Annotated in this window: 9 protein-coding genes; 4 read left to right on the top strand and 5 right to left on the bottom strand. The window is 44.9% G+C overall.

The annotated features are described in order from the left end of the window. Nucleotides 1–10: 10 nt before the first annotated feature. Nucleotides 11–1018 (top strand): ATP-binding cassette domain-containing protein, encoded by a 1008-nt coding sequence (locus ABWT76_RS14295; protein ID WP_054464985.1) that lies wholly within the window; start codon nt 11–13, stop codon nt 1016–1018. A 52-nt stretch (nt 1019–1070) separates the two neighbouring features. After that, on the top strand, nt 1071–1859 hold the full coding sequence (locus ABWT76_RS14290; protein WP_054464986.1) for an ABC-2 family transporter protein: 789 nt from the start codon (nt 1071–1073) through the stop codon (nt 1857–1859). Between the two features lie 49 nt (nt 1860–1908). Here ABWT76_RS14290 and rbfA read toward each other — a convergent pair whose 3' ends face one another. Both rbfA and ABWT76_RS14280 read right to left on the bottom strand, forming a co-directional pair. Continuing rightward, the gene (gene rbfA / locus ABWT76_RS14285) at nt 1909–2319 is read right to left on the bottom strand and encodes a 30S ribosome-binding factor RbfA (protein ID WP_054464987.1); all 411 of its coding nucleotides are present in this window, start codon (nt 2317–2319) and stop codon (nt 1909–1911) included. Nucleotides 2320–2501: 182 nt separating this feature from the next. After that, nucleotides 2502–2699: a DUF751 family protein gene (locus ABWT76_RS14280; RefSeq protein WP_054465056.1), complete on the bottom strand. Its 198-nt coding sequence runs from the start codon at nt 2697–2699 to the stop codon at nt 2502–2504. Nucleotides 2700–2911: 212 nt separating this feature from the next. Here ABWT76_RS14280 and ABWT76_RS14275 point away from each other — a divergent pair, with 212 nt between their 5' ends. Both ABWT76_RS14275 and ABWT76_RS14270 read left to right on the top strand, forming a co-directional pair. Continuing rightward, complete coding sequence (locus ABWT76_RS14275; RefSeq protein WP_054464988.1) at nt 2912–3391, top strand: YbjN domain-containing protein; 480 nt, start codon at nt 2912–2914, stop codon at nt 3389–3391. Then, nucleotides 3388–4224, top strand: a complete 837-nt coding sequence (locus tag ABWT76_RS14270) for a biotin/lipoate A/B protein ligase family protein (protein ID WP_054464989.1) — start codon at nt 3388–3390, stop codon at nt 4222–4224. The genes ABWT76_RS14275 and ABWT76_RS14270 overlap by 4 nt, the downstream gene beginning before the upstream one ends. A gap of 163 nt (nt 4225–4387) precedes the next feature. Here ABWT76_RS14270 and ABWT76_RS14265 read toward each other — a convergent pair whose 3' ends face one another. From ABWT76_RS14265 to ABWT76_RS14255, 3 genes are all read right to left on the bottom strand, one after another. Then, complete coding sequence (locus ABWT76_RS14265) at nt 4388–5584, bottom strand: site-2 protease family protein (protein WP_054464990.1); 1197 nt, start codon at nt 5582–5584, stop codon at nt 4388–4390. Nucleotides 5585–5938: 354 nt separating this feature from the next. Further along, on the bottom strand, nt 5939–7021 hold the full coding sequence (locus ABWT76_RS14260; RefSeq protein WP_354636307.1) for a J domain-containing protein: 1083 nt from the start codon (nt 7019–7021) through the stop codon (nt 5939–5941). A 274-nt stretch (nt 7022–7295) separates the two neighbouring features. After that, nucleotides 7296–10577, bottom strand: a complete 3282-nt coding sequence (locus tag ABWT76_RS14255; RefSeq protein ID WP_354636306.1) for a DEAD/DEAH box helicase — start codon at nt 10575–10577, stop codon at nt 7296–7298. Nucleotides 10578–11193 lie beyond the last annotated feature (616 nt).

Below are 11193 nucleotides of genomic sequence, written 5' to 3'. Positions count from 1 at the left end.
TCATAAAAAAATGTTAACAATTGATGTACAGTCTTTAAGAAAAGTTTATCCTGTAGCCAATAAAAGTCCCGGAATCAAAGGAAGTTTGCAGCATTTTTTTCGCCGCAACTACCTGATGATTTCTGCCGTAAAAGATGTGTCCTTTCACATAGAACCCGGAGAAGTTGTCGGATTTCTAGGGCCAAATGGCGCGGGAAAAACCACCACCTTAAAAATGCTCACGGGCTTAATTCATCCTTCGAGTGGTGTGGTCACGGTGGCCGGTCACGTACCATTCCGCCGTCAGGAAGAATTTCTGAAAAAAATTACCCTAATCATGGGGCAAAAACAGCAGTTAATTTGGGATTTACCCGCCATAGATTCCCTGAAGATTAATGGGGCTGTTTATGGTATTCCTCAGACCGAATTACGGCGCACCATTGATGAGCTAACTGAGATGCTGGGACTAGAAGGAAAGCTTACCCAACCTGTGCGAAAACTTTCCCTGGGAGAACGGATGAAAGCGGAGTTAATGGCGGCTTTATTACATCAACCGAAAATTTTATTTTTAGATGAACCAACCCTGGGTTTAGATGTGAATGCTCAAGCCGCAGTGCGGAATTTTCTCCGAGATTATAATCAACGCACGGGGGCGACGATTCTGTTAACCAGTCATTATATGGCGGATATTACGGAATTGTGCGATCGCGTCATTGTTATTTATGGCGGTGAATTAATTTATGATGGCAGTTTAGATCAGTTACTTGAGCGGTTTGCCCCTTACCGAGAAGTGCAAATAGAACTAGCTCATCCATTACCCAAAGAGGAAGATGACCCCGAATTGTTAAATATTTTACAGCAATTTGGAGAAATTGAATCCGTGGAAGGGCAGTCGGTTCGCCTGTTGGTTGATCGCCAAGAATTAACCGGGGCGATCGCCAAAATCCTGGAAAAGTTAGATATCTTAGACTTAACCATTACCGACCCACCCATTGAAGCCGTCATTGGTCGAGTCTTCCAAAACGGCAGTCTTGATTAATAGGCTTTTTCCACTTAAAATAACTGAAAAATCGCCTTTTAAATTACCTTCTATGTATCGATTTTTTCGCCTAGCAAAAACATTTTTAGCGGTTTACTACTCTTATATGGTAGAATACCGCGCCGAACTCATATTATGGTCTTTATCCAACTCCTTACCCATCATTTTAATGGGGGTGTGGATGGAAGCAGGCGATCGAGGAAACTTTGCCATGAATTCCATCGAATTCGCTCGCTATTTTCTGGCAGTATTCTTAGTCAGACAACTGAATGTAGTCTGGGTAATTTGGGAATTTGAAACCCAAATCGTCCAAGGAAAACTATCACCAAAACTCTTACAACCTGTTGACCCAGTGTGGCACCATATCGCCGGACATCTGGCGGAAAGATTAGCTCGAATGCCCTTTGTAATTGGCTTAATGTTACTATGCTTTACGCTCTATCCCCAGGCCATTTGGATTCCTAGTTTGGGCAATGTTTTATTAGTTTTACTCTTAATTTCCCTGGCCTTTATCTTGCGCTTTTTAATTCAATATACCTTAGCACTCTTTGGCTTTTGGCTCGAAAGAGTATCGGCATTAGAGCAGGTATGGCATTTACCTTATATCTTTACTTCCGGGTTAATTGCCCCCTTAGCCGTCTTCCCGGATCAACTGCGAGAAATTATTCTTTGGACACCTTTTCCTTATATGCTTTATATCCCGGCTTCTTTATTAATCGGATTGCCCGTGGATATCGTCCGTTGTTTATTAGTCATCTTGAGTTGGACTGTCGTGATTTTTCTGCTAAATCGCTGGTTATGGCGACGGGGTTTGCGACACTATTCCGGTATGGGGGCTTAATTACCTAGTAGGGTGGGCTTGCATTTTGCTTTGCCCACCCTACAAATGCTTATTCCTCAGCGCCTAAATCATCCATACTGTCATCATCGGCCTCGGTAGAATCTGTAGGGTGATGATTCAGTTGATTAATCAGCGATAAAACCCGACTGCCACGTTCGATGGAAATATCCTCAACAAAGACAATTTCTGGGGTACGACGCAGCCGAACTCGATGACCCAGTTCACTGCGGACATAGCCAGTGGCAGATTTTAACCCTTTCATGGTTTCACGGCGGGCTTCTTCTGTGCCATAGATACTCACAAAGATTTTGGCGTGTTGGAGGTCGCCTGCAACTTCCACATCCGTGACGCTGACCATCCCAGCGCCCACTCGTTCATCTTTGATATCATGGAGCAACATTTGGCTGATCTCCCGTTTAATCAGGGAGGCCACACGGGAAACTCTACGTTCCGTAGCCATAACTATTTCGCTCCCTTACTTACTTGATCGTTGTAGACTTTGGCAATCTGTAGGATTGCAATATATTTATATAGTCTAGACTGGCAGTAGGCTAATTGCTATCCCATTGCCAAATAACTAAAATCTTATGGAAGCCCTGGTAGCGATCGCTCGCGGCAGTTTTTAGGCTGGCCATAGAACTATCATGCCAGACCTAGCATCGCCCGGAGGGTGAAGGAAATAAAGAAAAGGCCAGCGACGAAAAAGCCAATCAGCGCGATCGCCGTTGCTGGTTTTTGTAGCAAGGGCTTCAGCCAACCAAAGGTGAAAAAGAAAATCCCCAGCATCACCGTGACAAAGTAGCTGGCATAGCGGGAGACGTTTTGGAAGAATTCGTTCATAGTAATGGTATGGATTTTATGGTATCGGACAAGGAATCGTGTAGGGGCGCGGCGGAAAAGCCCCCAGAGATCGCCCTTCTGCTGTAAGTTATCATATCTAAAAGAGTGCGCTTGCCGAAATCTCGATCTTTCCCAACTATCAAAATTTCTGACTAACATCATCCGTCAAACATCTCCTAGACTGAAAAAAGCAACTTTAAGGAAAGCTTTTTATGACTACACAGATCCAACCAGAGACCACTCAAGAGTTATCCAGCCCAGACTTGCTGAACAATTCCACATCCATTAACTATGTCGAAGAAATTGAAACGGTCATTGCGGGAATGGCCGAAGACCAAAAAGTGATGGTAGGCCAAAATGAGGCGGGCTATCAGTGGAAATTTAAGTACGGCAGTGTTGATATCTTTGTGCAACTAACTGGGACATCCGACGAGGATATGTTCACCGTTTGGTCTTCGGTGCTGTCATTGCCTGCCAAGGATGAAGCCAAACTGATGCGGCTGCTGCTAGAGATGAACTGGTCTGGGACGTTTGAAGCCCGTTATGCGATCGTGGACAACCAAGTGGTTGTGTTAGCTAGTCGCACCGTGGAGGATCTCTCTCCGGTAGAAATTTCTCGCGCTATTACGATTGTGGCCACGATCGCGGATGATAGTGATGAACCCCTGATGGAAGAATTCGGTATCGCATGAAGAATCCAGCCAGTTCTGCCCCTTGGCGTCTAATTCCCCCAATGGAAGCCACCGGGGAGCAACTGATGGCGATCGATCGGTGGCTGTTACAACAACACCGACTGGGTAAACATCCACCGGCTTTAAGGTTTTATACCTGGTCGCCGGTGGCGATTTCTTTGGGCTATCATCAACGACATTGGCCCAAGTCTTGGGAAAATTTGACCTATCTTGGTCAGCCCGTGGATTTGGTCAGACGCCCTTCTGGGGGTCGGGCGGTGCTGCACCAAGGGGATTTAACCTATATGGTGGTTACTTCCGAGGTGACAGGGGATGTAACCGGCGAAGTGAAAGGCGATGCCCCAAGGAATCCCCGTTTCGGGAATCGCCTGCAAGCCTATCAAGAGATTTGTCAGTTTTTGATTCAAGGGTTTCTGTCCCTGGGAATTCACCTGGACTATGGCACTAGCAGACAGGTGGAAAGAACCAAACCCCCCAAGGAAAATGTGAATTGTTTTGGCACCGCCACCGTAGCAGATTTAGTGTTGCCCGACGGCGCTAAGTTGATTGGCAGCGCCCAACTGCGTTCGCGGGACGGGCAACAAACCTACTACTTACAGCATGGGTCGATTCAACTACAACCAGATCCGGATCTGTTTTGTCAGGTTTTTGGGGCAGAGGCATTGGCCAAAATTGGCCGCAGCGATCGCTTTCCCCCGTCTTTGCCCCGCGATCGCGCCTCCCTAATGCCGATCTTGATTAACGCCTTAGTTCAAGCGGCCCAAGATTGTTGGGGGGTTAAGTTCTACACCCAGCCACTCACTGAGGCGGAATGGGCAGAAATTGGTTGTTAGTTGGTGGTTGGTGGTTGGTGGTTGTTTGTTGTTTGTTGTTGGTTGGTGGTTATTCGCTGGTCAAACAACAATGAACAAACAACCACCAACAATCAACAATCAACAATGAACAAACAACAACCAACAATCAACAATCAACAATATTGTTGGTTTTAGCGATTAATTATTCTTCGGTAGCATCAGCGATCGCCCCTAATTGAAAACCGGGGGGATACTTGCCTTCTTCTTTGATTCGCTTAATCTCCGCCGAAGAAATGGGAATATTCAGCTTTTTCCCTAAAGCCGCCACAATATCCCCGCGATCGATCACACCGGAAACCGCACCCGCTGGAGACAGTACCGTAATCCAGGGTAAATTCTTGGCTTCCATCAGCTTAATCACTTCTACCAGGGACGACCGTTCGCCGACGCTGATTAATTCTGGCAAGGGATGGACAATGCTATTTAAGGTTTGATTGTCCCAGTCGCTGCGAGAAATCATCCGCAGATCGTTGGGCTGAACTAGGCCGCGATACCGACCATGAGCGGCGGCAAAATAGATCGAATAGCGATCGTCAGACAGGATATATTCATCGGCAAAGGTACGGAGGGTCATGTCGGCATTGACCACGCGAAAAGCACGAGTCATGGCATCTTCCGCATGGATATTTAGTAAGGCTTCTTGTAAATTGGTAAAGCGATCATATGCAGTGGCATTCTGAAAGGCAAACCAGCCAATTAGGGAAATCCATAAACCACTGAAATCATCGGCTAAAAAGACCAGAAATAGCCCCAGGGCGATCGCGGTCATACCCAAAGCTTTGCCGGTTTTCGCTGCCCAATGCACCCCGGCAAAGCGATCGCCCGTGAGTTTCCACACCGCTGCTTTGAGTACCTGACCCCCATCCAGGGGTAAACCAGGAATCAGATTAAACAAGCCCAAAACTAAGTTAATTCTGGATAAATCGGCAACCAGAGATTGAAGTAAGGACTTGTCTGGCAAAAATTTGCCCACCACTGCCAGCAGCACAAATAAAATAAAACTCACCGCAGGACCTGCGATCGCCACTTGAAACGCTTCTTCGGGAGTTTTGGACTCTCGGTCAATCGCCGCAATGCCCCCAAAAATAAACAAAGTAATCGAGTTAACTTGGATGCCTTGCGACCGCGCCGCCAGACTATGCCCCAACTCATGCAGCAATACAGAACCAAATAACAACAGCGCCATTGCCAAGCCCGCACTCCAAGCCAGAACGGGTTGCCATCGGTTAGCAAATTCTAACCCATTCGCCAAAGTCATCAATGTAATAATAATTAACCAAGAAGAATCTATATATAGAGGAATGCCAAATATAGATCCGATGCGCCAACCTGCCTGCATAACCCTTTCCCTTCCTTGTTAGCCGGACTTTTCCAATAGGAGAAGACCCTTTGTTTAATCCTGTTTCCCCTATTGTAGATAATTTGAGCCTCGTTAATTGATACCGGGCTAAATTTGGGAAAATTTAACTAAAAATTAATAATCTGATTTACTGATTTATTTTTAAATATTCGGGAAAGCAATAGAGATGGTTTCACCTGCCGTCTCTACTGCTGATGGGCAAAATACCGGGCAAAATACCGGGCAAAATACCGGACAAAATACCGGACAAAAATCACCTGATCGCTGAATGCACCGGAATTTTAGCTGAGACAGCAAAATCAAACCCGCGATCGAATAATTCCGCTCCCGAATTCAACGCCTTCTGATAACTGTTATCCCTAACTCTTGCAAAGCTTGCTGAATCATCGCATCCAGATCATCCTCAGCATTATCCCGTGCGGAAACCGGCCCATCTAAAAACTCTTTAATGGTGATTTTTTTATCGCGAAAATCTTTCACAAATGTTCTGACGTTTGCCAATTCTTCAATGTGCCTTTTCGCATCGGCCACCATGTAGTCAATCGGGTTTAACCCTTCTTTCTTAATTGCCCGATAGCTTTTCACCATCTCCCCTTCTGGAGTAGCTCGCATCCAGCGTAGTTCAGATTTTAAGTTTTCATATTGATTTTCCAGTAATTGATTATCCTGTTCCAGGCGATCGCACTGTCGTTCAATTTCGCTACTAGAAGCATTCGCCAAGTCAATAGATTGACCCACCTGATACTGGCGCTCAATTTCCAACAATCGAGCTAAATCTCCTTCCTCATAAGCGCGGTTAATTTCTTTCATCACCTCCGTGTAATGTTCCTGATTTTCTTGGTTATTCACCTTATCAGGATGAAAGACTTCTGCCAACCGGAGAAAAGTCCGGCGCATTTGCTTTAAGTCTCCACTTGCTTTAGACTTGTCATGGTCTGGTGGCGGATTATTTTCCTGGTTAAAATAATCCCCATCGAAGCCGAAATTAAAATCATCATCTTCGTCATCTTTGGCAGATTTATCGGCGTTTTTATCCTCCGCTTCATCTTCATCATTTGAATTATGCATTTTTTTCGGACTAATTATCCCTAACATCTGAAGCCTGCGATAAATTCCTTTGACTTCTTTTTGAGTTTTTTTCCCCAATTTACGAGTTTCAAAAATCTCCGCAAATAAAGCATGAATTTCTTGATCGAGTTCGATCAGTTCTTTATGAAACGGCTGAGTTTGTTGGATAATCTCAACCGCAATTTTTTGCATTTGCTCCAGAAAATTATTTAATTCTTTACGTTTTTTTTGAATTTGCTTCAGCAGCCATTGATGGTCTTTTTGTAATTCATCAAAGCGCAAATGAAAGGAAGACAGGGCTAAATCTGTATTCGGCTGCGGAGCGGTTTTTGTCTTTTTTTTGGCCATGTTTTGCGGCAGTTAATTAGGTTAATTACATTGAGTTAATCGGCAAATTAATCATTTAGTTACTGGTTGATTTAGTTATTAGTTATTGGTTATTCGTGATTCGGAAAAACCCCCAAATAACCAATAACTAATAACCAACAACCAATAAGCAACAACTAATAACCATTATAGCGGTTATGATCCCGATGAAGTACAGAGTTGTTCTGGATTCCCGCGCGGGAATGACAGGTTTTTTTGTACTTCATAACTCTGCCAAGTGCTATAAATGCAAAACTTATTCATCTTCATCAATCACCGCATTGCGGTCAAGAATCAGCAAGTTTCGCAATTGGTCTGTATCCAAATCAGTGAGCCAATTTTCTCCAGAACCAACCACTTGTTCTGCTAAGGCTTGCTTACTTTCGATTAAGTCGTGAATTTTCTCTTCTAGCGTACCACTACAAACAAATTTATGCACTTGCACGTTGCGGGTTTGCCCAATTCTAAATACTCGGTCAGTGGCTTGATTTTCTACGGCAGGGTTCCACCAGCGATCGAAGTGAAAAACGTGGTTAGCACGAGTTAAGTTTAACCCAACGCCACCGGCTTTTAAGGAAAGAATCATAATCGGTGGCCCTTGGGGGTCTTCTTGGAAGCGATCGATCATTTCTTCTCGTTGATTTTTCCGCGTCGCCCCATAGAGAAATAAAACTTCTCGTCCCAGTTGTTGTTCTAAATAAGGTTTCAGCAGTTTTCCCCATTCTGCAAACTGGGTGAAGATTAAGGCGCGATCGCCTTCAGAAATTAATTCTTCAATCATTTCCTCTAATCGCATTAATTTCGCCGAACGATGGCCTTTCTCCAGGGTTTGTTCCTTCAGAAATTGCGCCGGATGATTGCAAATTTGTTTCAGCTTAGTGAGTAATGCTAAAATAATGCCATGACGTTGGATGCCTTCCGCTGACTCCACTTCCGCCAGAGATTCATCCACCAATTTTTGATATAAACTCGCCTGTTCGTTGGAGAGTCCACAAAATACCGGCATTTCTTGTTTTTCCGGTAAATCTTGAATAATGGTTTTGTCGGTTTTGGTGCGACGGAGAATAAAGGGACGAACCAGCGATCGCAGAGTTTGCAATGATTCCGTGTCGCCATATTTTTGAATGGGAACCGCAAAGCGGCGCTGAAAAAATTGCTTGCTGCCCAAATAACCTGGATTGAGAAATTCTAAAATAGACCAGAGTTCTTGGAGTTTATTTTCTACCGGAGTCCCCGTCAGGGCAATGCGGAAAGATGCCTCTAAATTTCGCACTGCTTGGGATTGTTTCGCCAGGGGATTTTTAATATTTTGGGCTTCATCTAAAATAATCCCTTGCCACTTCACCCCTTTAAACGTCGCCTCATCTCGGTATAACAGAGGATAACTGGTCAGAACTACATTTTTCCGCTGAACGGCGATCGCGAATTGGTGGCTTTTATACCGTTTATCCCCATGATGCACCATCACTTTTAAACTAGGGCCAAATCGCTTCAGTTCTCGTTCCCAGTTGCCTAACACCGAGGTGGGACAAACTAATAAAACCGGGGACAATAAATTATTTTGTGCTTGCATATGAAGTAAAAAGGCGATGGTTTCTACAGATTTACCCAAACCCATATCGTCCGCCAAACAAGCCCCCAGACCCCAATTTTGTAAGAAATTTAACCAACTAGCCCCGCGTAATTGATATGGTCGCAAAGTGCCTTTTAAAGTAGCTGGCGGTTCAATATCTTTGAGGGCTTGATTATTGGTTAAAGTATTAAGTAATTCCTCCAGTTGTCCCCCGGCGCTAAAGTTAACTACGGGTAATTTTTGAATGGTTTGAGTATCCCCGGTGGCCAACCGTAAAGCATCTTCTAAGGATAAAGACATTTGCTCTTTGCGGGATTGGAAAAATTCTTGTGCCGCTTTAATATCCGGCGATCGCAATTCCACCCATTCCCCATTAATTTCTACCAAAGGAGAATTCAGCGCCACCAGTTTTTCAAATTCTGCCTTAGTTAAAGTTTGTCCCCCAATGCTTAATTCCCATTGAAAATTCAACAAACTTTGTAACCCTAAACCACCTTGACGGACTTTGGGGGTTTCCGCCCGAATACTCAAGCCCAACTTACTAGCCCAGCCGCCGGTATTAGACAAACTTTCCGGCATAATCACCCCTAAACCGCTATCCTCAAAGCGCCAAGCAGCAGCTTTAATAAACTGATAAGCTTCTTGGGGATTTAAGGCACAAGACTGAGGAGATTTCTGGTTTAAACTCGCTTCAATGGGGGGATAAATTCGCGAAGCTAACCCCAAACCGGCCAGCAAAGTTTCCTGGGGATTTTTAATTTTTCGCCCCTGATAAATGAATTCATCTACAGGATTTTGCCAAATCGTGCGGGCTTTCACCAAACAGTGAGGATTATCAACCGCTTGTAAGAAATAATGTAATGTCCAATGGGGGTCGCCGTAACAGGGGGGCATGAGTTCAAAACAGGCGCGAAACTTTTGTTGCCCCGCCAGATGATGTTTCACCGGCCCCGTCCAAGTTTCCCAAATAGCGCTAATTTTTTCGGCGACCGCTGGAGCCATTTTCTGCGGTTGTGGCGCCGCTAACTTTTCTAACCATTGGCGTAGAGGAACCGAGGTGATTTGGGGCTGAGACTGCCCCGTGAGGGCTTGGCGAATTTGAAGGTCAATTAAATGGTGTAAAACCGATCGCAGCAAGACTCGCCGGGGGATGAATAAATCTACGCACAGACCAATCTTGGCTTCCTGGGCTTCTGGTTCGCCTTCCCCTGGCGGTTGGTCTGGGGCGGCTGCGGCTTCTGGTTCTCCCTGATAAGTCCGACAGGCCAGGGGCATCAGGTGGACAAAGTTGTTAAAGCGGCTTTGGTCTGTGGCGCTGTCCAGAAGAGGTTGCCAACTTGCCACCATCCGCTCCCCTTGTGGGGCGAGTCCGGGGAGATATTTGCCCCGCGCTAGTAAATCTAAGGTCCATCGGGTCACATGAGACCAAAAGCGCAGGTCAGCCCCTAACCAGTTTTGCTCTTCGGTGACGCCCCCTAGGGGTAAGGCTTGTAAAAATTTTAAAGCGTCTACAGTGCCTAGGCGAATGCCTTCGACTTGCCAAGGATAGAGGGAAAGGGATGAGTAATTGGGATCGGTTTTGGCGGGAATGGTGGCACCGGAATGCAGGGGAATGGGGCTGCCAGTTTCCAGAATTTGAGTTGGCAGGGCGATCGCCTCTATGCCCCATTCAGAGACATACTCAGAGGTATTTGGTTGAAGATTCGCCTGGTAAAATCGCGATCGCTGTTTGCTTTTTGCTTTTTCTGGGGGCTTCTCCACGGGGATTTCCCACTTAATCCGGTTACTTTGCTGAAGTGACGTGAGAAAATCCGTGAATTCTGCTCCACTCATCCCCAGAGGATGTGGGGCGATCTCACTAGCGGGATTGTTCTCTCCATCGGTTATTTTCCGCCAAGTTTCTCCCCAAATAAATAGATAACTGCCCTGTTTTTCCAGTTTCCAGCTACCATGTAAAATTCCCATACTGATTCCGTTGCCTCAAAAATCTCTTTTACAGTTTATGCGATCTCGTTCGTTGACAGCTTTTTTAAAATTTAGTCAGATTTTTTTGACTCTATATTTGCCATAATATCACGAAAACCTGATTAATTTACCGCAACTTTACTAAGTTTTTATATTTTTTATATTTTTTATATTTTTTTGATTGGGGTGGATTATTTGCTAATTATCCGCTAATTATGTATAATAATTATCTGTGACGATTCTTAGAGCGATCATCTGACTGCCACCAATCTATCCTAGCCAGTTAACCTGGTTAACATAGAGCGGTGAAAATACGTCTCAAAATTCAAACATTTTCAGAAAATTATTTTGAGTGACGCCGCTCGACCAAACAAGCAAGAGGGAGATTTATCGAAGAATAAATCATCACGCCAAAGCATATTTTATCGCTAGAAATACTCAGAAACAGAGCCAATTTTCCGCCAGCAGGGAAAAATTAGTCGCTTCCCTCTCCAGTATTTTTAACTATCGGGTTGAAAATGTTCAAGAGCTTATCCTTTGTCTGAATTGAAATCCTGTATCTGGGGAATCCCCGGCCACTGGCCGCCGAACATACCAGAGTGGATGCCTCAGTTCT

Origin of the sequence: Planktothricoides raciborskii GIHE-MW2 (assembly GCF_040564635.1) — a bacterium.
GTDB classification, from domain to species: domain Bacteria; phylum Cyanobacteriota; class Cyanobacteriia; order Cyanobacteriales; family Laspinemataceae; genus Planktothricoides; species Planktothricoides raciborskii.
The sequence above is the reverse complement of the archived record's forward strand: the minus strand, read 5'-3'. Positions and strand labels throughout refer to the sequence as shown.

Bases quoted from the DNA above. Each gene is read 5' to 3' on its own strand.
- ABWT76_RS14270 (WP_054464989.1), top strand. From the start codon at position 3,388: ATGAAGAATCCAGCCAGTTCTGCCCCTTGGCGTCTAATTCCCCCAATG.
- ABWT76_RS14275 (WP_054464988.1), top strand. From the start codon at position 2,912: ATGACTACACAGATCCAACCAGAGACCACTCAAGAGTTATCCAGCCCA.
- ABWT76_RS14295 (WP_054464985.1), top strand. From the start codon at position 11: ATGTTAACAATTGATGTACAGTCTTTAAGAAAAGTTTATCCTGTAGCC.
- ABWT76_RS14265 (WP_054464990.1), bottom strand. From the start codon at position 5,584: ATGCAGGCAGGTTGGCGCATCGGATCTATATTTGGCATTCCTCTATAT.
- ABWT76_RS14260 (WP_354636307.1), bottom strand. From the start codon at position 7,021: ATGGCCAAAAAAAAGACAAAAACCGCTCCGCAGCCGAATACAGATTTA.
- ABWT76_RS14290 (WP_054464986.1), top strand. From the start codon at position 1,071: ATGTATCGATTTTTTCGCCTAGCAAAAACATTTTTAGCGGTTTACTAC.
- ABWT76_RS14255 (WP_354636306.1), bottom strand. From the start codon at position 10,577: ATGGGAATTTTACATGGTAGCTGGAAACTGGAAAAACAGGGCAGTTAT.
- rbfA (WP_054464987.1), bottom strand. From the start codon at position 2,319: ATGGCTACGGAACGTAGAGTTTCCCGTGTGGCCTCCCTGATTAAACGG.
- ABWT76_RS14280 (WP_054465056.1), bottom strand. From the start codon at position 2,699: ATGAACGAATTCTTCCAAAACGTCTCCCGCTATGCCAGCTACTTTGTC.